The organism is Methylomonas rosea, from assembly GCF_024505055.1.
In the GTDB taxonomy this organism is placed as follows: Bacteria; Pseudomonadota; Gammaproteobacteria; order Methylococcales; family Methylomonadaceae; genus Methylomonas; species Methylomonas rosea.
Genome location: NZ_JANIBL010000046.1, coordinates 1 through 21,750, shown reverse-complemented (window position 1 = coordinate 21,750; position 21,750 = coordinate 1). Strand labels below are relative to the sequence as shown.

At 49.7% G+C, this 21,750-nt stretch carries 21 protein-coding genes; 13 read left to right on the top strand and 8 right to left on the bottom strand.

What is annotated here, in order from left to right:
* Nucleotides 1-258: 258 nt before the first annotated feature.
* On the bottom strand, nt 259-1,002 hold the full coding sequence (ppgK, locus tag NP589_RS14620) for a polyphosphate--glucose phosphotransferase (protein ID WP_256607650.1): 744 nt from the start codon (nt 1,000-1,002) through the stop codon (nt 259-261).
* Nucleotides 1,003-2,251: 1,249 nt separating this feature from the next.
* Between ppgK and NP589_RS14615 the strand changes: the two genes are divergently transcribed.
* From NP589_RS14615 to NP589_RS14600, 4 genes are all read left to right on the top strand, one after another.
* Nucleotides 2,252-2,668: a thiol-disulfide oxidoreductase DCC family protein gene (locus tag NP589_RS14615; RefSeq protein WP_256607649.1), complete on the top strand. Its 417-nt coding sequence runs from the start codon at nt 2,252-2,254 to the stop codon at nt 2,666-2,668.
* A gap of 24 nt (nt 2,669-2,692) precedes the next feature.
* Nucleotides 2,693-3,310, top strand: a complete 618-nt coding sequence (locus NP589_RS14610; protein ID WP_256607648.1) for an SOUL family heme-binding protein — start codon at nt 2,693-2,695, stop codon at nt 3,308-3,310.
* 9 nt (nt 3,311-3,319) lie between these two features.
* Nucleotides 3,320-3,685, top strand: a complete 366-nt coding sequence (locus NP589_RS14605) for a sirohydrochlorin chelatase (protein WP_256607647.1) — start codon at nt 3,320-3,322, stop codon at nt 3,683-3,685.
* A 205-nt stretch (nt 3,686-3,890) separates the two neighbouring features.
* The gene (locus tag NP589_RS14600; RefSeq protein WP_256607646.1) at nt 3,891-5,030 is read left to right on the top strand and encodes a DEAD/DEAH box helicase; all 1,140 of its coding nucleotides are present in this window, start codon (nt 3,891-3,893) and stop codon (nt 5,028-5,030) included.
* Between the two features lie 428 nt (nt 5,031-5,458).
* On the opposite strand, the gene NP589_RS14595 is transcribed toward NP589_RS14600, so the two are convergent.
* The gene (locus tag NP589_RS14595; RefSeq protein WP_256607645.1) at nt 5,459-6,232 is read right to left on the bottom strand and encodes a hypothetical protein; all 774 of its coding nucleotides are present in this window, start codon (nt 6,230-6,232) and stop codon (nt 5,459-5,461) included.
* Nucleotides 6,233-6,356: 124 nt separating this feature from the next.
* Nucleotides 6,357-7,532: an acetyltransferase domain-containing protein gene (locus NP589_RS14590; protein WP_256607644.1), complete on the bottom strand. Its 1,176-nt coding sequence runs from the start codon at nt 7,530-7,532 to the stop codon at nt 6,357-6,359.
* A 79-nt stretch (nt 7,533-7,611) separates the two neighbouring features.
* On the opposite strand from NP589_RS14590, the gene NP589_RS14585 reads away from it, so the two are divergent.
* The 3 genes from NP589_RS14585 (at nt 7,612) to NP589_RS14575 (ending at nt 10,678) form a co-directional block, all read left to right on the top strand.
* On the top strand, nt 7,612-7,860 hold the full coding sequence (locus NP589_RS14585; RefSeq protein WP_256607643.1) for a Rho-binding antiterminator: 249 nt from the start codon (nt 7,612-7,614) through the stop codon (nt 7,858-7,860).
* Between the two features lie 62 nt (nt 7,861-7,922).
* Nucleotides 7,923-8,597: a transaldolase family protein gene (locus NP589_RS14580; RefSeq protein ID WP_256607642.1), complete on the top strand. Its 675-nt coding sequence runs from the start codon at nt 7,923-7,925 to the stop codon at nt 8,595-8,597.
* 311 nt (nt 8,598-8,908) lie between these two features.
* Complete coding sequence (locus NP589_RS14575; protein ID WP_256607641.1) at nt 8,909-10,678, top strand: L,D-transpeptidase family protein; 1,770 nt, start codon at nt 8,909-8,911, stop codon at nt 10,676-10,678.
* A gap of 65 nt (nt 10,679-10,743) precedes the next feature.
* Here the strand turns inward: NP589_RS14575 and mepK are convergent, their stop codons facing one another.
* A complete protein-coding gene (gene mepK, locus NP589_RS14570) occupies nt 10,744-11,718 on the bottom strand; it encodes a peptidoglycan L,D-endopeptidase MepK (protein WP_256607640.1) in 975 nt (324 codons plus the stop codon).
* A gap of 1,009 nt (nt 11,719-12,727) precedes the next feature.
* Here mepK and NP589_RS14565 point away from each other — a divergent pair.
* On the top strand, nt 12,728-14,032 hold the full coding sequence (locus NP589_RS14565) for a DUF3422 domain-containing protein (protein ID WP_256607639.1): 1,305 nt from the start codon (nt 12,728-12,730) through the stop codon (nt 14,030-14,032).
* A gap of 244 nt (nt 14,033-14,276) precedes the next feature.
* Nucleotides 14,277-14,447, top strand: coding sequence for a rubredoxin (locus tag NP589_RS14560; protein ID WP_020485394.1), 171 nt, complete (start codon nt 14,277-14,279; stop codon nt 14,445-14,447).
* Nucleotides 14,448-14,518: 71 nt separating this feature from the next.
* On the opposite strand, the gene NP589_RS14555 is transcribed toward NP589_RS14560, so the two are convergent.
* Nucleotides 14,519-16,228 carry a proline--tRNA ligase gene (locus tag NP589_RS14555; protein ID WP_256607638.1) on the bottom strand — a complete coding sequence of 570 codons (1,710 nt, stop codon included), beginning with the start codon at nt 16,226-16,228 and terminating at the stop codon, nt 14,519-14,521.
* Between the two features lie 163 nt (nt 16,229-16,391).
* Between NP589_RS14555 and NP589_RS14550 the strand changes: the two genes are divergently transcribed.
* Nucleotides 16,392-17,030, top strand: coding sequence for a response regulator (locus NP589_RS14550; protein WP_256607637.1), 639 nt, complete (start codon nt 16,392-16,394; stop codon nt 17,028-17,030).
* Nucleotides 17,031-17,072: 42 nt separating this feature from the next.
* Here the strand turns inward: NP589_RS14550 and NP589_RS14545 are convergent, their stop codons facing one another.
* The 3 genes from NP589_RS14545 to NP589_RS14535 all read right to left on the bottom strand — a co-directional run bounded on the left by NP589_RS14545 (nt 17,073) and on the right by NP589_RS14535 (nt 19,815).
* Entirely contained in the window at nt 17,073-17,978 is a 906-nt protein-coding gene (locus tag NP589_RS14545) for an NAD(P)-dependent methylenetetrahydromethanopterin dehydrogenase (protein ID WP_256607636.1), read from the bottom strand.
* A 47-nt stretch (nt 17,979-18,025) separates the two neighbouring features.
* On the bottom strand, nt 18,026-18,934 hold the full coding sequence (locus tag NP589_RS14540) for an NAD(P)-dependent methylenetetrahydromethanopterin dehydrogenase (RefSeq protein WP_256607635.1): 909 nt from the start codon (nt 18,932-18,934) through the stop codon (nt 18,026-18,028).
* 86 nt (nt 18,935-19,020) lie between these two features.
* Nucleotides 19,021-19,815: an inositol monophosphatase family protein gene (locus NP589_RS14535; protein WP_033155453.1), complete on the bottom strand. Its 795-nt coding sequence runs from the start codon at nt 19,813-19,815 to the stop codon at nt 19,021-19,023.
* Nucleotides 19,816-19,905: 90 nt separating this feature from the next.
* Here NP589_RS14535 and NP589_RS14530 point away from each other — a divergent pair, with 90 nt between their 5' ends.
* The 3 genes from NP589_RS14530 to NP589_RS14520 form a co-directional block, all read left to right on the top strand.
* A complete protein-coding gene (locus tag NP589_RS14530; protein ID WP_256607634.1) occupies nt 19,906-20,631 on the top strand; it encodes an RNA methyltransferase in 726 nt (241 codons plus the stop codon).
* A 4-nt stretch (nt 20,632-20,635) separates the two neighbouring features.
* Nucleotides 20,636-21,388 carry a serine O-acetyltransferase gene (gene cysE, locus NP589_RS14525; protein WP_256607664.1) on the top strand — a complete coding sequence of 251 codons (753 nt, stop codon included), beginning with the start codon at nt 20,636-20,638 and terminating at the stop codon, nt 21,386-21,388.
* 67 nt (nt 21,389-21,455) lie between these two features.
* Nucleotides 21,456-21,750, top strand: a 295-nt coding sequence (locus NP589_RS14520; RefSeq protein ID WP_256607633.1) for a hypothetical protein, incomplete at its 3' end; no start/stop codon positions are given.

The following is a 21,750-nucleotide window of genomic DNA, read 5'->3' as shown; positions in this document are numbered from 1 at the left end:
AACAAGTCAGAACAATTAACTTTTAAAGCATACGGAAAATATGAGGCTGCCGACTATCTTGTCTGATTGCGCTCACGGAAAAAATTGAATTTTTCACCACCGTCAACCTCATGTGAGAGAGGTTACCGCGGGTAATTCGATAGTCAAGTCTGCTTGAAAACAGAATTTTTATCGAGGGTGGAAATATCTACAGCTATTTGAAAAAGTCCTTGTTTTGCTGTTTCTGCTCACAAGGTTTACGGACTCAAGTGCCATCGATCAGACAACTTTGGATTTGGCATACAGCGCCGCGCCGACAATACCCGCCTGGTTTAAAAACGCCGCCGGCTTAACCGGGGTTTTTATGGCTATTTGCTCTTTAAATTTATCGAATTTTTTACTCGCACCGCCGCCCAAAATGATCAGATCGGGCCAGAACAGTTTTTCCATCGTATTCAAATAGATATTGAAACGATTGCCCCAAGATTTCCAACCCAAATCTTGCAGTTTTCGGGCGGCATCGGATGCGAAGCGCTCGGCCTCCAGACCATTTTCCAGATACACATGCCCCAGTTCCGTATTGGGTAGCAAGTTGCCATCGGTAAACAGCGCGGTTCCCAAACCGGTGCCGATGGTAATTAACAAGACCACGCCGGCTTGACCGGCGCCCTCGCCAAAATGCATTTCCGCGATACCGGCGGCATCGGCGTCGTTTAAGTTGTGGCACTCGCAGTTGGTGGCTTCGGAAAACAATTTATCTATGTTGGTGCCGATAAAAGTCTTGGATATATTCGCCGCCGTGCGCACCACGCCCTGTTGAATCGCCGCTGGAAAACCGCAACCGACGGGTCCAGTCCAGCCCAAATGCAAGACTAATTGCGCCAGAACCGCTGCTACTGCCTCCGGTGTTGCCGGCTGCGGCGTATCGATTCTATGCCGTTCCGAAACCAGTTCGCCCGTCAAGGTATCGACAATCGCACCTTTAATACCTGAACCGCCAATATCCACACCAAGAATTTGCATAACATGTCCTGAAAGTTTGCTAGGGAGATTGAACATTCTAGGCGAAGCGCGGCTAACGGCTTAGAAAAATTTCCGTCAAATTGATCGCCAAATGGGTATTGCGGCTATCGATTTCCGGTGCCGGCAACTTGATCAATCAAGTAACCGTGGTCAATTTTTAACCAATTTGACAGCGCCTGCGTAAATACAGCGACTTGCACTTACTTTTATCAGCATACCAACAAGCTTATCCACAGTTTTTGTGGAAAACCGCGGTCATCCACAATATCACTAACATGCGAAAACTGTTGCCAACGCAAATGTAGGCTTCTGTGCCCGGATTTCTGTTATAAATGGCGCACGACAATAAAGATAACCAGGAGTACAAAATGATTACAGTGACAATTTACCTTCTAACCATGGCTTTTGCCGGCTACGCCATTTACCGCGTACGGTGCAAATAGTCTTTCGATGTAAATAAAAAAAGCCTCTACCGAATACAACGATAGAGGCTATAGAGTGTGCAGCGCCGGAGTCACTGCTTAACAACGAGGGAGGTCACACATAAAACTTAAAGCACTAGCGGGTCCAACAAAATCGAAGTACTGCAAATGAACGCGGCACCGAACAAAAGCGTCGATATCACAAACTCACCCACCGAAAATTTCAAAATACCGGTAGCAAACTGAATACCGGCAGTACTGTCTTTCCTAAAATTACCTGGAGCGTTCATCCGTTCCGCCTTGACCGTTTGCAGTCGATTTAAAGGACGACTTCACTATAATCCCCTGTCGAAAATTTACAATTAGCCATTTACATTATTCATAATTCCTTTTTGGTAAACAATAAAACAGGAACTATTGCCTGGATAGCCTGTTCATAGTTCGTTAAACGAAAACGCCGATTCGCCTTTACCGCCTCTAAAGCGAGAATATGACGAGATCACCCTACCGTTTTTTAGCATTTGCCCCCTTGCTTACGCCGCATCTGCTGGTAGATTCCGAAGTGCTAAGTTTGTTGATTCCTGACACACGTTCCGTCCTCAGAGGGGTGCTCCATAGCCCATAATCCCCTTCGATGCGAGTATCTCGCCGACTGCGCGGGCCCCGCATCGCGAGGGGACTTTTTTGCGAAACCCGAAGCCAGGAAATATAAGCTGCGCAAAAATGGTGAACTTAGAATACAAACCAATAAGCACTTGCATGACTGTGAATCAATATGGCAGTCGCAGTCTCTCAAGCCGGATAGCGCCATTTCCCAGAGCATCACGATGAACAGCAAACACGAATTCACTCTGCTTTACGATGGCCACTGCCCCATTTGCCGGAAGGAAGTGGCGTGGTTGCGGTCGCGAAACAAGCAAAACAAACTGGGTTTGCAAGATATTCACGCCGAGGGTTTCAATCCGGCGCACTATGGCAAATCGCTGGACGAATTGATGGCGGAAATCCATGGCGTATGCGTCGATGGCCGCCTTATTAAGGGCATGCCGGTGTTTTACGCTGCCTACAGCGCTGTCGGATTGGGATGGCTGATGGCTCCTACCCGCTGGCCGCTACTAAGACAGCTATTCGATATACTCTATGCCTGGTTTGCCCGACACCGTTTAGGTCTCGGGGCCTGGTTCGGCGCCAAAGCCTGTCAAGATGCACATTGCAGCATACGCTCCGGGCATGGAAAAACATGACCCTGTTTTACGAGAAAGTATCCTATGAAAAACCCATTAGCCCTGATCAGCAGCCTGATTTTGACTGGATGCACGGTGGTGGGTATTAGAAGCAGCGCCGAACCGCAATATCAATTGCTCTCCGAACAAGGAGACCTGCAAATCAGACAGTATCCGCCCCTGTTGATCGCTGAAACCGTCATAGACGCGGATTACGCGCAAGCCGGCAATATTGGTTTCAATCGCTTGGCGGGCTATATTTTTGGTGGCAATCAGCAAAAACAGCAGATGGCTATGACCGCCCCGGTATTTCGCGAAAATGCCGGCGAACAAATTGCGATGACCGCACCTGTGTTGCAGCAAGCCGTCGATAACAAATGGACAATGGCTTTCGTGATGCCGGCGGGCTACAGTCTCGAGACCTTACCGACACCAATCGACCCCCAAGTTACTGTTAAAGCCTTACCCGCAAAAAAAGTCGCGGTGTTGCGCTATTCCGGCAGCCTGAACCTGGAAAAAATTAACGAAAAAAGCCAACTATTGATGGCCTGGCTCGAACAACAAAAGCTCACACCCTTGTCTGCCCCGCGTTCGGCGGCATACGATCCGCCTTGGACTTTACCCGTCTTGCGCCGCAATGAAATCCATATCGATATCGAATAAGGCACTCCGGTGACACATTTGTTGGTGGTGGCACACGGTAGCCGTCGGGAGGATTCCAACCTGGAAATCCGCGAATTGACTAAACAACTGCGGCTGATGACAAACTGCTTCGCAGCAATCGACTGTGCATTTCTGGAAATCGCCGAGCCATCTATCGCGCAAGCCTTAACGCAACAAATAACCCTGGGCGCCCGGCAAATTGTCGTGATGCCTTATTTCCTGTCAGCGGGACGCCACGTCAGCATCGATATTCCCGAACAAGTGCAAAGGATTCGCGACACCCATCCGCAAATCGACATACGTATTGCCAACCATTTGGGCGCCGCGGAAACAATCGGCGAGATAGCGATCGAACTGGCCATTTTGGCTATTTGAAAACCGATTTTGCGCATCAATTTCACCGCCGCAATCAGCCGCCCAATCAAGCTAACACGGCTTTACTAACCTTAAACCAGTAACCGTGATAGACTGGCCGCTGGAAATTCATCTTCAAGTTGTAATCCCTAAGTCCCCGGGTGGACATCGTGACCGCACTGCCGATCAAAGATTTCTCCCATCATTTTTCCCATTGAGACCCTTAATGCCATTTTCCAATCTCGGTTTATCCGAGGCTTTAATAAAAGCTATTGCCGATTCCGGCTACACCACCCCTACCCCTATTCAAAGTAAAGCCATTCCCGCCGTATTAACCGGCCGCGATTTACTCGCCGCCGCGCAAACCGGCACTGGTAAAACCGCCGGCTTTACCTTACCGATCTTGCACCGTTTGGCGCAAACTGACTATGGCCGAAATCGGCCAGTGCGCGCACTGATCCTGACTCCTACGCGAGAACTGGCCGCGCAAGTTGGCGAATCCGTTGCCAAATACGGCGCGCATCAGCAACCGCGCTTAAAGTCCGAAGTCGTATTCGGCGGCGTAAAAATCAATCCGCAAATGATGCGGCTACGCGGTGGTGTGGACATTCTGACCGCAACCCCAGGGCGTCTGCTGGACTTGGTCAGTCAAAACGCCGTGAAGCTGGATAAAGTGGAAATGTTGGTGCTGGACGAAGCCGACCGCATGTTGGACATGGGCTTTATCAAAGACATTCGCAAAATCCTGGCCATGCTGCCGAAAAAGCGCCAAAACCTGTTGTTTTCAGCGACTTTTTCTGCAGACATCCGCAAGTTGACCGGCGATTTACTGGTTAATCCGGTCAAAATCGAAGTAGCGGTCGAAAATGCCGCCGCCGATACCATAGATCAACGGGTTTATACGGTCAGCAAAACCGCGAAAACCGCCTTGTTGACCCACTTGGTGAAAACCAAAGACTGGCAACAAGTACTGGTGTTTACCAGTACCAAGCACGGCGCGAACAAACTCACCGAAAAGCTGAACATTGCCAATATCAAGGCTGCCGCGATTCACGGCAATAAAAGTCAGGGCGCCAGAACCAGCGCTTTGGCGGGTTTCAAAGCCGGTGACATTCGCGTGTTGGTTGCCACCGACGTGGCAGCACGCGGCATCGATATCGCCCAATTGCCGCATGTGGTTAATTTTGAATTACCGCGCTCCTCCGCCGATTATGTACACCGCATCGGTAGAACCGGCCGGGCCGGACAAAACGGCCAAGCGGTTTCGCTGGTATCGCAAGATGAATATCAGGCCTTGCGCTTAGTTGAAAAACTAATCGGCCTGCAAATACCCCGTGAGCAAGTAGACGGCTTCGCGGCCGCTTAAGTTGCGTCAATCCTCGCTCTCCGAACAATTACATTGGTGAGCGAAACCTAGGACACCTCGCCGTTCCGTCAGTCACTTTATCGACAGAACGGCGAGACACAGTTGGACTGTATTTCATCGCAGTAAAATTTTACCCGCTCTTGCTTGTCGGCTTTTCGCTGGTAGATTCTCCCTCGCAGTGTATTAGTTTCAATATTTCCTAGTTAATGCTCCCGCAGACTCGATTAAAGCAATAGAGCGCATCGTTGCTGAGCCGGCGGGAGCATCTTTTATCCCTAATCAATGCACCACAGAGGTTTATTATGCCATTCGCTCACCAACCACCACCGCCACGTCCCGGCTGGAACTATCAAAGCTATTTTTTAACTCAGTTGAATAAACAAAAGCAGACCAAGGAAACTACACCTGCTTAATGGTTGTTTAAAATTTTACCGCGCACGGGTCACAGCCATTTGGCCGTTCGAAAACTTGCCGCGAAAACTTAAGGCAAAATTTGCAACGCTATTGCCGCCAAGCAAGTCGCCGATGACGCCATCCCTGGCTGTAAAGAAAGAGACTGTTGAACCAAAATCAAAATATATCTGCCCTATGCTGGTCGCCATTTTGACTTCGCCTTTTTTGGAATAAAACCACCAATTTGCCAGAAACTCGCTGGCAATGGCCGGCTCGGTAACGGCTCCATGTAAAAACCATGTAATAGTGCCGGGGCCGTCTGGAGAAACCGCTGCGTAAAACTCGTTTGTTGCGCTTGTCGGAGTCACTTCATAGGTCAAATTGCCGTCCCATTGAGCAGGTACGCCTTGTTTGCGTAAACCGTTGACCAAAGCGGGCACATTGCTAGCATAGGTGACGGTGTAATTGTTGATGGCAGTATTGGGATCGGTTCCGGTACCGTCCGGCGAATACAGCATGATGCCGAGGTGGGCCACCGTGCCGGCTTGGGCTGGGCGATTATTCACCGCCACACCTTGGCAATGGGCAATTCGCACCACCAATTTTGCCCCGCCGTCATCCACGACCAATTGGTATTGGCTAGGCACCAGAACCCGAGCTTTACTCTCAGGGACCGATGCAACCCCCACAAACTCGGTGCAATCGGTAAAAGCAACATTAAGCCCGCCCCCCTCCCGCTCGTCAGCCTGCACTTGCATAGCTGCTGTTGCCAGCAAAGTAGGAATAATCCAGCCGATAGTGCATTTCATACTGACCTCCAAATGGGATTCATTGCGACAGTAAAGTCGCTTGCAAACTATTGCATTCACATCGAAAAGTAAAGCTGCCGCCGCTGGTTGCGCGCAGGATTCCAAGGAAAACACTCCATGCGAGTTACAGGTATTTGAGCCAGCGCCAATGCGGCTTGCGAGCTTTTAAGGTTTCAAAGCCCTGGCAGATGGGAAACAGCGTTAGCACCACAAATAGCCAAATGCCATAAACCACCGGTAAACCATAGCCGTAGTCTTGCGGCAATTCCGGCGACCAAATACCACCGCCGATTATTGCAGCCACCGGTCCGTCTGCAATGGCGGCCACCAATACTGCCAGACCATGAATCAGGTACAAGTGCAGCAGATAATAGAACAGCGGGGTCCTGCCGAATACTTGCAAAAAACCGACGCGTTCCGCCGCCTTGCCCTCGGCCAGCGCCAAGACCAGCAGCGCCGGTCCCAAGGTCATAAACAGATATAACAAGGACGGCGGATATTTATGACAGTTGATAAAAGATAATAGGGTAAACACCGGGTCCGGATAGCTTTGCCATGGCTTGGGATCGCCGTAAACGTTACTGAAACGCAAAGCCAAAAACACCCCTAGCAGCGTTAGACCTAAGGTAAAAAGCCGGCGCGGCGTGCGCCAGACCTTGTTAGTCAATACTTTTCCAAAACCGAAGCCAACCGCCATCACGCCTATCCAAGGAATCAGCGGGTAATAGGGATTGAGTAGCCAGCCGTCGCCGAATGCCACATCATCTCCAGTATGCAGTATTGCCCACCAAGAACCAAAACCACCCAAATCGGCAGGCTTGAGCGCATCGAAGGCGTTATGCCCCACTATCATCGTAGCGCCAAACGCCACATACCAACCCAGCGGCAACTTGACCAGGCCGGCCAACGCGATCATCGACCAGGCAATAGCCCACAACACGCCGCCGTCGATGTGCCGTAGATCGGCGCGAAAATTCCATGCGTAGGCTTCCAATGTGCACGTCAAAACCAGCAGCAACAAACCACGCTCCAGCAAAAACCGGCTCAATGGCGCATCCGCTCCCCGGCGACTCTGCCACAGATAGGCGCTGGTGCCGGCCAAAAACACAAATACCGGAGCGCAGAAATGTGTGATCCAGCGGGTTAGAAACAAGGCCATTGAAGTCTTATCCAGATCGGTCGGGCTGAAATGACTGTCGCTGAAAAAATCACGGGTATGATCCAGTGTCATCAATACCATGACTAGGCCGCGCAAGATGTCGATAGACGCCAAGCGTCTTGAAGATGAATCGCTATCCAAAGTAATTTGCCCCACATGATTGGCAAGCAGAAACGCCGAGAGTAAGATCGATCAGCAAAAAACTCAAGGGGAGACTGCCATGAGCGAATGCCGTATCGCTTGCGATTTGCACGACTATATCGAAATTGCCTGTCTTTACGGCTATCAGGTTAGATTGACCTTAAACGACAAAAGAATCGTCGAGGGCCGGGCACTGAATATCGTGACCGAAGAAAAGCGCGAAGTTCTGTTACTGGACCATAACCCTGCCGAGAAAATCACGCTGGATCAACTGGCAAAACTGCAAGTACTGACGCCAAACGCGCGCTTTACCGAGGTAATTTTCTAAAACCATCTAACAGCACTGGTTATACTGGTCGCCGTTATCCGCAAAATCACAATCCTGGTTCCATGTTAGAAATATATTTAGACAGTGCCGATGTAAACGGCATCAAAAACCTTTGCCCAGCCTTCCCCTTGGCGGGCGTTACCACCAATCCGTCGATTATGGCGGCCAGCGGTATGGGTCTACAGGAACTGTTGACGGTACTGACAGACATCATCAGCCCACAAGCGCGGTTTCATGTGCAAGTAGTTAATAACTCGGTAGACGGTATCATCGCGGAAGCCCACAAACTCCAAGAATTGCCGTTCGACATTATCGTCAAAATACCCGCGCATACCGCCGGCTTAACTGCTATCAAACAGCTGAAGAAGGATAATATCCCGCTATTAGCTACTGCGATTTACAATGTCCAGCAAGGCATGCTTGCAGCGCTACATGGTGCGGACTACCTGGCACCTTATCTCAACCGCATTGACAATCAAGGCTTTGACGGCATTGCTGTAGTCGCCGATTTGCAAGCCTTAATCGACCGCTACCAATTGCCCGGCAAACTTTTGGTTGCCAGCTTCAAAAACGTTAATCAGGTATTGCAAGTACTAAAACTAGGCGTTGGCGCCGTAACCTTGCCGCTGGATATTGCCCAGCAAATCTTGACCACCCCAGCTACCGACGCAGCCGTTGAGAAATTCAGCCATGACTGGCAGGCAGCATTTGCCGATAAATTGTCTTTTGAAACTTAAAGCGGGATGGTGAGGAGCTATAGATTTGGAAGTGAATAAACCGGCGCTATTGAATTTGATTGGCCGCCCAACTCATCCGATTGGCCATTGTTTAGGGTTGAGCAGTTACAGTCGCCGGAGACGTAACAAACTCTGTAAGCAATTTCGCCGTCCTCCCAGGACCTCAACAGATAAAGCCTTGCCAAGCTTTCCGCGTCAATTGTTGTCATAACAGGGTACAATTAGACTAATATTATATTGATTAGCTTGGCGGTCTGTCTTAACCGCAAAGCAGACGATAAACTTCAAATTCGAACCCTATTCGTGTAACCATGATAACTAAATCGCACGCCCTAAAAGATTCGCGCCATAGGTATGCTCGGTTAGCGTTGGCGGCCTGTATTTATTATGCCGGAACAGAGCAGGCATTGAGCGCAGATATGCCTGCTGTAGCGCCCGAAACCAGCCTACCTTCTATAAATAGCGTTCCCGAGATCGTTAATCCTATTCCTGCCGACAATCCGATTGGCGCGATTCTGCTTAGCAAACACCATCCGCTGTTGTTGCGCGCCGATTTTAGCCGCGTTAGTGAGCTTGTTAGCCAAATCTACCTCAACACCCAATTTCAACCGATCTGGTTTACCGCCAATCGCTCGGAAAAAAACCTTAACGACTTGTTGAGCATATTAAACAATGCATCCAACGATGCGTTGAATCCTGCCAATTATGACGTTGACCGCCTGAAACAGCTGATCAGCGGCCCAAATCCGGATAACACTGCCGTTTCGGGTTACGATGTGGCTTTGACCGTGTCCTTGGTACGTTATCTGCACGATTTGCGGCAAGGCCAAGTAGATCCGCGCGATGTTGAGTATCCGGTACATATTGCCCCCAAACCTGCTTTGGATTTGGCCGGTTTGTTGAAACAACACTTGGCATCGCAAACGTTGACCGAGGTGGTCGGGCAGTTTGAGCCTAAAACCAAGCAATACCAGCAACTCAAACAAATTTTGACCCGCTTGCAGCAGTTGGGGAATCAAACGGGGTCGCAGGAATTCAAGCCAGGCAAAATGCTACGTCCCGGCGATAAGCATCCGCATATCGTTTATCTGCGTCAACGGCTGCGGGACATGGGCCTACTGGACAATAATGCCGCGGATAGTAAAACTTACGACAACGATTTGGTTGCCGCTGTGAAAAAAGTCCAGCAACAGCAAGGTTTAACGGCCGATGGCGTGATTGGCTCGGCAACTGCTGCATTATTCAATCAATCTTCGAGCGAAAAAATCGCCCAGATCGCGTTGGCCATGGAGCGCGCGCGCTGGATTCCGGACACTACCGACGGGCCAATGATTGTGGTTAATATCCCGGCCTTTGAATTATGGGCGTTCAATTCAATCGACGATCCCAATCCGCTAAATATGAAAGTGGTAGTAGGCAAATCCCAGAGCAACCAAACACCGGTACTTTGGGAAGAAATGAAATATCTGGAATTTATGCCTTACTGGAATATTCCAAAAACCATTTATGAGAAGGAAATTCTACCCAAAGCGGCAAACAACGAAGGCTATTTAGCCAGCCAGGACATCGAACTGGTAAGACACCAAAACAGCGAAGAAAAAGGCGGCGGCAGCTATTTGCGCGCACGGCAGCGCCCGGGCAAGAAAAACCCATTGGGACGGGTCAAATTCGTATTCCCAAATACGGCGGACGTGTATTTACACGATACTCCCGGTCATGCCGCCTTTAAACGCCCTCGCCGCGACTTAAGCCATGGCTGCGTGCGGGTATCGGCACCTGAAGAGCTAGCCCAATTTGTGCTGGGCGACCAGGCAGGCTGGGATAAAGAATCCATCAAGCAAGCGATGTCGGCCCCCAAAACCCGCCATGTCACGCTAAAACGCGCGGTACCGGTACTGTTTTATTACGGCACTACATTTGTCGATCACCAAAACCAGTTACGTTTCTATCCGGACGTATACGGACAGGACGAGCAACTTAAGAAGGCCTTGAACAAAATTCATTCGCCAACTGCGGCCAGTTCGACTCCGAATAATCAATTGGTAATGAGTAAAAGTACGGACGTCAGCACTAATCCATAAGCCGCAAAATCGAGCAGGCATAAAAAAAGCGCCACAAATGGCGCTTTTTTTATGAGCGAGGGACTCTATAACTTCCAAGTTCTGAAGGTTCCGGTATCCAGGTGGATGAAGTTTGACTCGGGGTAATATCCGACTCCGCCACGGTGCATGGCCAGCGCCGCACTATGAATACGCCGAAGATCGAAGCGCTCAATGCGAATATCCACTGCCCGACCGTGCATGTGGAAGCTGTTATTGGCAACACCCGAGTTCTCGGCATGCAGTTTAGCGTTGGTTAATGGCGAACGATAACCGCAGATGACATCAAATGGTTGATTCAAACCCAAAATCTGTTTCAAATCGTGTAGTTGATCCAGCAACTCCGGATCGATAGGATGCACATCGTCGGTGCGATAATCGCGCAACAAAAAGCTGATTTCATTCAACGCATCGCTAAGGTAACGGCCTCGTTCAAAATACGTCAGGCTCAATTTGTCCCCAGTGTGCGGATTTTGAAACGCCAAGGCCCGATGAGTCGCAAAACGACCGTGATCAGCCAAGAACAGCGAGTCTTGGCTTGGCTCCATGAATGCTTCTCTTGGCGCTGGTTGAATAATCGACTGCGCTCTACCTCCCTGATTACTATGACGATTGGCATGGTAGGACGCAGTTACATGTTGCTTTTTGCCGGTGTAAATATCTCTCACGCGAGAGTCATGCTGGATGTGGCGCTCCGCATGCGCGGTATGCAAGCGCCCATGCTCGCCGGCAACGGGTTTAAGGTTATTGCCGCCAGCGCTTTTATTTAATTTGGCAGGTTGACGAACAGCCTTGGTCGCCTGAATGGCTCCATGTTTAGGTAAGCGCACTGCGCTCCTTGCCGACTTCGCCAATCGATGATTTTTATCTGCTTTTACCGCTACGCTTTTCGCAGCATGAACCACGCCGGGCATTGCAATAGATAAAACAGCACCAACAGCCAGACGTCCAAAGAAGCTGCGTCGAGACAGCTCTACGTCGTCTTGCTTATTGTCTTGATTTTCTAAATTATGTCTCAGCATCCATAATCTCCTGATTCAACATCATTCGGATAGTGATGATTCCGAAGGCTAATGACCAACGGGTTTCTGTGATTATAGCACTCTGTCACATTTCTAATTTGCTTTTGCCGACATTTTGCCACAAGGATTGCTTACAAAGGAGAAGCTTGCAGACAATCAAACCGCATCGACTTGCCACTCAAATCTAGGTTGAAATCTCGCGTGCGCTGCTTATTTTCGGCACTTTTAGGGTTTTCCCGACAGCCATAAAAACACCAGGAATCGCCTGACAACTGAGGGAAACGTAAACAATTTAACGGTTTTGGTGTGTGGATCGGGCTGCCCTGTAAAACAAAAAATTCAGCATTAGTGACTCGGGCTGATTTGTCGCCATTTTTTTGATAAAAACACAAAATATTTTTAACTACGAACCGCGTTTCACAGAAGCTTTTTCCTAGAAAGCGTATGGTATCTCGACTGCAAATCATTGGAGAACAACATGGAAAAACCAATTAAACCCCAAAATCAATTGACATTGTCTCAACAGCTCTGTCATTCCTTTTTTGCCCAAAAAGGCTACGACCCTTTCATAAACTTTCATTCGCATGATGGCTGTGCAATGTACGACTCTTACTTACGCCACCAAAGGAGCTTTGCGTCTGGGATAACAGGTCAAAACTGCCAAATCAGCTTTGTGAGTAAATTTACCAAATTGGAGTAATGCACAGCGGCGGACATAAACGCCGCAACCGATTAGTTAAACCCATGAATCGGTGGAAAAAACAAAAAACGGTCTGCGCCGGAAGCACTAGACTTGGCAAAATCCATATGCCTATATCAAATCAAAACCTTGCTCGGCACAACCCGCTTCATCAACAAACTTGAGTAGGAACGCCAGCAAGGCAAAACGCTAGGATTTTTCATCTCCATAGCGCGCTTTCACATAGGCAGTAGCAAGCTACCCCTTCTCTACGATATATTCACCGGTAAACGCTATAGACGCTAACCTCTAATGCTACCCAATTTACTCGTGACCACCTTATTTCAGATCCCGGAAAATCATCCGCAACGGTTTGTGTTGCACAACGAGGTCCATGCCAGGGCCTCGTCTATTCTTAGCTTGCCGGTCAGGGCCAGTTACCTGGCGTTATCGCTATCAAGCGACGAAAAAATGCAGGAACGTCGGCATTTGAAAGCGCTCTGCGAGCGGTTTGGAACGACGCCGCCCGACCAAGATGCCGATCACTTTAGCGCCAGCTTTGATGCATTTCAAATGAGCTGGGAGCAACACGGCGAATTCAGCACCTACAGCTTTTATGCCTACGACACCGCCGCGGAGCCGTTTGCAGACCCGGCTTTAAAAAAAGTCCCGGTCGATTGGTTATCGCAGATCAGCGGTAGAGTGATCGTTGCCGCTCACGCCAGCGTCGTATCAGCAGCAGACGTTAATTACCAAGACGAAATGGATTTATCGCCACTAACCACCTACTTTGCCGGCAACCCAATCGTCGGCTCAAAAGTGACCGGCGGTGCGGCGGCCGTGTTTACCGATTTTCGGATTCATGTCGATGGCTTTAGCCGCTTTTTGGTGGTGAATCAAAACTTAAGAACCGCACAGGCCGGACGCTTATTGCATCGCTTGTTCGATATTGAAGTTTATCGGGTGATGGCGCTGTTGGCGTTTCCTATCGCGCGCAAACTGTATCCGGAATTAAAAAAGGCTGATCGGCAGCTGTACACCATCACCAATTCGATGACCCAGCCGGATAACGATGACGCCAGACTACTGGATGAGTTAACAGCGTTGGCGGCTGAAGTGGAGAACCATATTTCCACGCATCAATTTCGCTTTGCCGCAGCGAGCGCATACTACCAATTGGTCGGCCAGCGTCTGGAAGACTTGCGCGAAGTGCGGATTCAGGGCATTCAAACCTTGGGCGAATTCATGAAACGGCGGATGGAGCCGGCGATGCATACCTGCAACTCTGTGTCCCACCGCTTCACACTGGTTTCCGAACGCGTGAGCAATGCCAGCCAGTTGTTGCGTACCAAAGTCGACATTATTATCGAGCGGCAGAATCAGGGCCTGTTATCGTCCATGGCCCTGCGCGCAAAAATGCAGTTGCGCATGCAACAAATGGTTGAAGGCATTTCGATGGTAGCTATCACCTATTATGCTGCGAGCCTCATCGGCAAAATCGCCGAAGCGTTTCACAGTTTAGGATGGCATGTTGATGCCGAGTTGGTGGAAGGCATATCGATTCCGTTTATTTTGGTCATCATCGGCATTAGCACCAAACGAATTCATAAGATCATTGCAAATACGACAGAATGAATACCATCCTATCATGGGGCATGGCCTGAATCGGCCAAATACTGAACATGGTAAAAAATTGATCTTTATTTATCAAAATCATGCAATTAGATCGCTTTAAAGATAGACAAATTAAGCCCCGCTGGACCAATTTCAGGTATCCCGAACAATCCCCTCCAAATCTTCGTGGTTTTTTGTGCACAGAGCATCGGCTACAATCGCCGAGCTTTCTTTAAACCGTGATTACAATTCGAGGAATCAATCCATGGCAGAGTATAGAAAATACAAATGTAAAACCTGCGGCCACATTTACGACGAGCAATTGGGCGATCCACGCAACGGTGTCGCGCCCGGTACTCGCTGGGAAGACGTACCGGAAGATTGGGGTTGCCCTAAATGCGGCGCGGTAAAATCCATGTTTACTCTGGTACGCTAACAAGCGTCTAGTGCAGTAAATAAAAAAGGGCGCAATTTGCGCCCTTTTTCGTCTGACTCATCAAATCAACACTAAGCCAGCTTGTCCTTGATAAAGCTGACTAGATTGCCGAACTCAACATTTTGGCTTTCTTTATCCATTCGGCCTTGATATTCGACGGTGCCGCTATCCAGGCCGCGGTCGCCGATTACAATTCGGTGCGGAATACCGATCAGCTCCATATCCGAGAACATGAATCCCGCGCGCACCTTTCTGTCGTCCAGTAATACTTCGATGCCGGCATCTGTTAAATCCTTATAGATATTATCGACCGTATCGATCAAGCGATCGGACTTATGCATATTCATCGGGCAAATAGCCACTTGAAAAGGCGCCAGTTCGTTGGGCCAGATAATGCCGCGCTCATCGTGGCCTTGTTCTATAGCGGCCGCGACCACCCGCGAAATACCAATACCATAGCAGCCCATGATCATGATTTGGTTTTTGCCGGCTTCGTTAACAATGGCGGCGTTCATCGCTTCGCTGTATTTAGTGCCCAGCTGAAAAATATGGCCCACTTCGATGCCTCTGGCAATGGTAATTTGCCCTTTGCCGTCCGGGCTCGGATCGCCTTCGACCACCATGCGCAAGTCGGCAATGTGATCCGGCAACTCTAAGTCGCGTTGCCAATTGACACCTTGATAATGCTTGCCGTCTTGGTTTGCGCCGCAAATAAAGTCGGACATCAAAGTCACGCCACGATCAGCGACTATTTTTATGCTCAGGCCGATAGGACCTATCGAGCCGGGTTTGCAGTTGCAGGCGCCGAGAATTTCTTCATCGCTGGCAAATTGCAGTGGCGACAGTACACCGTCGATTTTTTCGGCTTTAATCGGGTTTAATTCGTGATCGCCACGCAACAACAGCGCAACCAAGCTGTCGTTCTCGCCTCTGACGATCAAAGTTTTCAGACACTGCGTAGCATCGACCTTAAAAAACCCGCTGACATCTTCGATGCTGTGCTGATTTGGCGTATCAACCAACGTTTTGCTTTGGGTCGGCTCGGCGCGTGTCCCTTCCGGCGTTAGAGCTTCGGCTTTTTCGACATTCGCGGCATAATCGCTGGTGGTGGAAAAAGCTATTGCGTCTTCGCCGGATTCGGCAAGTACGTGGAATTCATGGGAAACCGCGCCGCCAATTGAGCCGGAGTCGGCTATCACTGCCCGGAATTTCAAACCAAAACGGTTAAAAATATTGGTGTAGGCTTGATACATTACGTCGTAGGTCGCTTGTAGCGACTCCTGATCGAGATGGAACGAGTACGCGTCTTTCATGATGAACTCGCGCGAACGCATCACACCGAAACGCGGACGGATTTCGTCACGGAATTTACTCTGAATTTGATAATAAGTGATAGGCAACTGTTTGTAACTTTTCAATTCATGACGGGCTAAATCGGTGATGATTTCCTCGTGCGTCGGGCCCAGACAAAATTCGCGGTCGTGACGGTCTTTCAGTCGCGCCAATTCCGGCCCGTATTTTTCCCAACGCCCGGTTTCCTGCCATAACTCAGCGGGTTGTAAGGCCGGCATCAGCACTTCCAAACCACCGGCTTTGTTCATTTCCGCACGCACAATATGCTCTACTTTACGTAATACCCGCAAACCCAGCGGCAGCCAGGTGTATACCCCGGCGGCAAGTTTGCGGATCAAGCCGGCGCGTATCATTAGTTTGTGACTGGCTATTTCGGCGTCGGCCGGTATTTCTTTGACGGTACTAAGAGGAAATTGGGAAGTGCGCATATTGGCCCTGAGGTTGGTTTATCAAAACCGCTATTTTAACGGCTAAACGCCAAAACCACGAATCAACGACGCCATTTGGGTCTATCCTACTAACTTTTAGCGTTGCTGTTGTTGGTGAAATTTGGGAAACTTGGGTGGATAGAAGACCCCGAAAAAGGAAGTTATGATTAAAGTACTGCTGGTTGATGATCATGAGCTTGTCAGAAGCGGCATAGAAGCTTTGCTGGCAACTGAAAAGGATATTGTTGTGGTCGCCGTATGTAATTGCGGCGAGGAAGCGCTGCGCATTGTCGAGCAAGAGCCGCCCGATGTCATTTTGATGGACATTAATATGCCTGGCATAGGCGGATTTGAAGCGTGCCGGCGCATACTGCAATCTCGGCCATCGATTAAAATCATTGCCTTGTCGGTGCACAACGACGGGCCTATTCCGCAACAGTTGCTGAAACTGGGTGTGGTCGGCTTCGTGTCCAAGGCTTCACCGGTCAGCGAAATGGTGGCGGCGATTAAATCGGTAATTTCCGGTAAGCGGTATTTATGCCAGGATGTGGCCAGTAATTTGGCTTTTCAGTTTTTGCCTGGTGCGGATGTTTCGCCTTTTTTACAGCTTTCCCAGCGCGAGACTGAAGTGGTGCGTTTGATCTTGTGTGGCAAGAGTATTCAGGAAATGTCGGAAGCCTTGCAACTGAGCGATAAGACCATCAATACTTATCGCTATCGCTTGTATCGCAAGTTGAATATAAAAAACGATGTGGAATTAACCAGGCTGGCGGTCAAATTTAATTATTTGGATGCTCTTTAAATAGCAGGGACGCGTGTCGGCTAACAAACATCCCTGAAATACTTAAACCAAGGTGCGAGCCTTGGTAAACGCTTCCCGAAAATCCAGAAATACCGGTTTCTCAGCTTCCAGCATCATTTTTAACAATTCGTGTTGTAACTGGTATTTAACATTACCTATCGCCAGCGCGCCAACCCCAACGGCATTAGTGGACTGATTCGCCAAGGTTAACGGCGCCGATAAATCGTTTAGCGCTACGCCTTCTATGCCGGATGGCGGTACCGCATTGACGTCGCCAGCCACTTTCAATTGCTTGGCTTGCGCGAGAACTACGGCATTGATGACGCGGATACCGGCTTTTGCGGTGCAAAATACCACGTCTGCATCGGCTATTAATGCTGCTTTTTCTTCGTCATTATGGGCAACGCCGCCAGTCATGCTGGCGCCAAAGCGCCGGTTGTATTGTTTGGCCGCGTCCTTAGCGGAATCTATTGATAGATGATCCACCAAGATTGTTTCTGCGCCTTGCAAGGACGCTATCACGCCGGTGGCGATACCGACCGGACCGGTGCCGCCGAAAACAACTGCCTTGCAGCCCCTCAATTCCTTGCCATGATGTTCTTTCAGCGCTTTTTCTACGCAGGCTACCAAGGCTGCCGCTGTGGTACAAGCTCCGCTAGGATCGGCAAATACTGAAACCTCAAACGGCGGCACCATAGCCGGTTTTGTGGCCTGCAACATGTCGATAGCCATGCCCATATCTCTGCCGCCGATAAATATCGCGGTTTTTTTACTGGCCGACGGACTACGCGAAAAAATCGCATCTTGGGTCAAATTGTGAATGCTCTCCAGTTTGACGTTGGAATACGGCATCAGCACATCAAAGCCTGCGTCGAGTGCCATGTTAATGTCAAACGGACTGTTGTTTGGCATGGGGTCGAACATGTGAAGTATGCTGCGTTTTGCCATTTTTACCTTACCCTCTGTGATAGGCAGACTTTGGGGAGCTTAGCTAATTACTTAGACGATTTGATGAATTCGCGAGCGACTTCAAAAGCGTGTTCGAAATGCAAAAACAGCGGTTGATCGCTTTCCAGCATTCTTTTCAGCAGACGGCTTTGCGCTTGGTATTTGATATTGCCTATCGCCAATGCGCCTATGCCTACCGCACCACTGGTAGATCCGGCTAAAGGCTTGCCGTTATCGAACGCATCAACACCGGCAATACCGGCTGGCGGTACCGCATTGACATCGGCGGCTACTTTCAATTGCCCTGCTTTGGCAATTAATTCGGTGCTAAGCAACTCAATACCGGCCGCACCCGTTGCAAAAACCACATCGGCGGTTTTCATGTATTCTGCTTTGTCGGCGTCGGCGCCTGCCAGCACCGTGATTTTGCCATCGCCAAATTCTTCGCTGCATAGCTCTGCGGTGCGTTCCGCTTTATCCAATTGTCTGCCGATGATTCTGACTTTAGCCCCTGCTTGAGCGGCAATCACCGCTGCGGCTTGGCCGACAGGACCGGTACCGCCTAGGGCGATAACATTTTTACCTTCCAGCGTGGTATCGAATTTTTCAGCCAATTCCTTCTCAACCGCAGCAACCATACCCGCAGCAGTGGTAAATGCGCCGCTAGGGTCAGCGAATACTGATACTTCGAAAGGCGGCACCATGGAGTTTTTTGCCATTTTCAACATATCCATTGCTTGCTTGGTCTCTCTGCCACCGATGAAAATGGCGGTGCGCAACAGGCCTTTAGGACTACGGGAGAAAATAGCATCTTGGACCAAGCCCCTGACTTCGCTGGGTTCAACGTTGATGTAGGGGATTGCTGAAATCCAGCCTGCGTCCATCGCCATATTGACGTCGAACGGGCTTAAATTCTTAGCTGTAGTCAGCATGTGCAGGATAAAGGGTTTTTCCATGATGGCCTCTTATAATTTGATTAGCCGGTAAGTATAAAAGAAAAGGCAAGACGATAACAATTCTAGGCTAAATGCCGAATTGCGCTTTATTTTAAGCGCGCCGGCACATGCGGCTCGATGGCGTGATACATCAATTGATGCATCTTGGGGTTGCCAACGATAATATTGCCAGACTGTAAATATTTGTCGTTAAAAGAAAAATCCGTGGCAACGCCGCCGGCTTCCTGCACCAACAATACCCCGGCGGCAATATCCCATTCCTTAACGCCGATTTCCCAATACGCATCCAAACGGCCGCAGGCCACATACGCCATATCCAGAGCGGCGGCTCCGGCGCGGCGGATGCCGGCCGAGTCTGCGCAAACCGCTTTAAACATACCTAGATAGGGTTCGATGTTTTCCATGGTCTTAAACGGAAAGCCGGTACCAATCAGGGCTCCGCGCATACTGCTTTGTTTGGTAACCCGGATTTTGCGATTGTTTAGCATTGCCCCGCCACCGCGTTCCGCAGTGAATAGTTCGTCGCGGCTGGGGTCGTAAATCACGCCCAATTCCAGTTTATTCTTGTTTTTTAGCGCAATAGATACGGCATACTGCGGGAAACCATGTAAAAAATTAGTGGTGCCATCCAAAGGATCGATTATCCAGGTGTAGTCATTACCTTTGTGTTCACCGCTTTCCTCGGCCAGAATCCCATGGTCGGGAAACGCGGCACGAATGACTTTGATAATTTCCTGCTCAGCGGCCCGATCAACTTCGGATGCGTAGTCGTTACGGCTTTTTTGATCGATGGTGAGTTTCTCGATATTTTGTGAAGAGCGTTGGATTAGGTCGCCGGCGTTCCGCGCTGCGCGGACGGCAATATTAAGCATCGGGTGCATAGATCGAATTGAAAATGAGCAGTTAGAAAACTCGGATAGGATAGCAAATTTTGCTAGAATCGCTGCTTTTTTAGCCGCAGAGGCCGGGCATTGTTATCACATTTTAAAGTGGTTTTGGTGGAAACGTCCCATCCCGGCAACATCGGCGCGGTGGCTAGAGCCATGAAAAATATGCAGATGGATCAACTGCGCTTGGTATCTCCAAAAAGCTTTCCGCATGCTGATGCCACGGCCAGAGCCTCCGGGGCCGACGACGTACTCAGAGCGGCAACTGTCTTCGATTCCTTGCCAGATGCTATTGCCGATTGCCGGATTGTATTGGGGTCCAGTGCGCGCGATAGAACCATCAGTTGGCCAAGTTTGACTGCCAGGCAAACAGCCGAAAAATGGGTGGGTGCATTACCAAAGCAAAATATAGCCTTGGTATTCGGCCGTGAAAATTCCGGTTTAAAAAACCATGAATTGGACTTATGCCATTATTTGTTGAGGATTCCCTGCAATGCAGAATATAGCTCGCTGAACTTGGCAGCGGCAGTGCAAGTCGTATGCTACGAATTGTTCGTCGCGTCCGGCCAAGAGATGGTCAGCAAGGTGGGCGATATGGGCGAAGAGCCTTTGGCGACGGCCGAACAAATGGAAGCCTTTTATACACATCTCCAGCAGACTATGGCGGACATTGGTTTCCTGCACCCGGAGCGCTCCAAGTCCATCATGCGTCGCTTGCGGCGCATCTTTAATCGGACCCAGCTCGATACCAAAGAGCTGGATATCCTGAGAGGCATCCTGCGCTTCTCGCAAAACCATAATGCCGAATAACGCCATGCTGGCCAGACTCAAAGAAGATATTAACTGCGTATTTGCCCGAGACCCGGCCGCGCAGTCGGCTTTTGAAGTGATAACGACCTATCCTGGGTTTCACGCCTTACTAATTCACCATTGCAGTCATTGGCTATGGTTACGCGGCTTCAGATGGGCAGGCCGCTATTTATCGTTCTTGGGTCGCTGGCTGACCGGCATTGAAATACATCCCGGAGCTCAAATCGGCCGGCGGTTCTTTATCGATCACGGCATGGGCGTGGTGATTGGCGAAACAGCGGTGATTGGAGACGATTGCACGCTGTATCACGGCGTGACCTTGGGCGGTACCAGTTGGAATAAAGGCAAGCGCCATCCCACATTAGGCAACGGCGTGGTGGTAGGGGCCGGAGCCAAGGTACTGGGGCCGATTGAAATCGGCGATGGCGCGCGAGTCGGTTCCAATTCGGTGGTGGTGAAATCAGTGCCGATGGGTGTCACGGTAGTCGGCATTCCCGCGCATATCGTCGATGCGAAAGCCAAGCAAGAAAAAGCGCGGCGCGATGCAATGGCGCAGAAAATCGGTTTCGACGCGTATGGTGCCACTAGCGATATGCCGGATCCCATCGCTAATGCCATCAACCTGATGCTTGATCATATCCATCAGCTCGATAAGCAAATAGCAGATATGCAACGGGTATTGAACGATGCCGGCATCAATTGCCAGCGCCAAGCCATGCCGGCACTGGACGACTGTGAAATTAAGGATAAGCAATAGCCAAGAGGTAGTTTGGGTACTTCTCTTGGGTAATGTTCATAAAGCAAAACAGTACAGGCGAGCGTTAATGAATATCAGAGCATTGAAGAACCTTCTCAAGCCTCTATTGAGCACTCCGTTTCATCCACAATGGTTGCTAACACAAGGCAATAATAAAACTGTTGAATACATAAAATCTATTGGTAGCGATAAGACCGTGCTTGATGTCGGCTGCTTTAACAAATGGCCTCGTGAATTTTTGCCAGAAAATTGCACTTACGTAGGTCTGGATTATTTCGAAACCGCGACCAACTGGTATGGCTCGGTACCGGATGTCTTTGGTGATGCCTGTCATTTGCCGGTAAAAACGTCGTCTATCGATG

Bases quoted from the DNA above. Each gene is read 5' to 3' on its own strand.
- ppgK (WP_256607650.1), bottom strand. From the start codon at position 1,002: ATGCAAATTCTTGGTGTGGATATTGGCGGTTCAGGTATTAAAGGTGCG.
- NP589_RS14595 (WP_256607645.1), bottom strand. From the start codon at position 6,232: ATGAAATGCACTATCGGCTGGATTATTCCTACTTTGCTGGCAACAGCA.
- mepK (WP_256607640.1), bottom strand. From the start codon at position 11,718: ATGCTGAGACATAATTTAGAAAATCAAGACAATAAGCAAGACGACGTA.
- cysE (WP_256607664.1), top strand. From the start codon at position 20,636: ATGCTGGCCAGACTCAAAGAAGATATTAACTGCGTATTTGCCCGAGAC.
- NP589_RS14580 (WP_256607642.1), top strand. From the start codon at position 7,923: ATGTTAGAAATATATTTAGACAGTGCCGATGTAAACGGCATCAAAAAC.
- NP589_RS14600 (WP_256607646.1), top strand. From the start codon at position 3,891: ATGCCATTTTCCAATCTCGGTTTATCCGAGGCTTTAATAAAAGCTATT.
- NP589_RS14585 (WP_256607643.1), top strand. From the start codon at position 7,612: ATGAGCGAATGCCGTATCGCTTGCGATTTGCACGACTATATCGAAATT.
- NP589_RS14610 (WP_256607648.1), top strand. From the start codon at position 2,693: ATGAAAAACCCATTAGCCCTGATCAGCAGCCTGATTTTGACTGGATGC.
- NP589_RS14540 (WP_256607635.1), bottom strand. From the start codon at position 18,934: ATGGAAAAACCCTTTATCCTGCACATGCTGACTACAGCTAAGAATTTA.
- NP589_RS14550 (WP_256607637.1), top strand. From the start codon at position 16,392: ATGATTAAAGTACTGCTGGTTGATGATCATGAGCTTGTCAGAAGCGGC.
- NP589_RS14555 (WP_256607638.1), bottom strand. From the start codon at position 16,228: ATGCGCACTTCCCAATTTCCTCTTAGTACCGTCAAAGAAATACCGGCC.
- NP589_RS14535 (WP_033155453.1), bottom strand. From the start codon at position 19,815: ATGCACCCGATGCTTAATATTGCCGTCCGCGCAGCGCGGAACGCCGGC.
- NP589_RS14615 (WP_256607649.1), top strand. From the start codon at position 2,252: ATGAACAGCAAACACGAATTCACTCTGCTTTACGATGGCCACTGCCCC.
- NP589_RS14560 (WP_020485394.1), top strand. From the start codon at position 14,277: ATGGCAGAGTATAGAAAATACAAATGTAAAACCTGCGGCCACATTTAC.
- NP589_RS14575 (WP_256607641.1), top strand. From the start codon at position 8,909: ATGATAACTAAATCGCACGCCCTAAAAGATTCGCGCCATAGGTATGCT.
- NP589_RS14545 (WP_256607636.1), bottom strand. From the start codon at position 17,978: ATGGCAAAACGCAGCATACTTCACATGTTCGACCCCATGCCAAACAAC.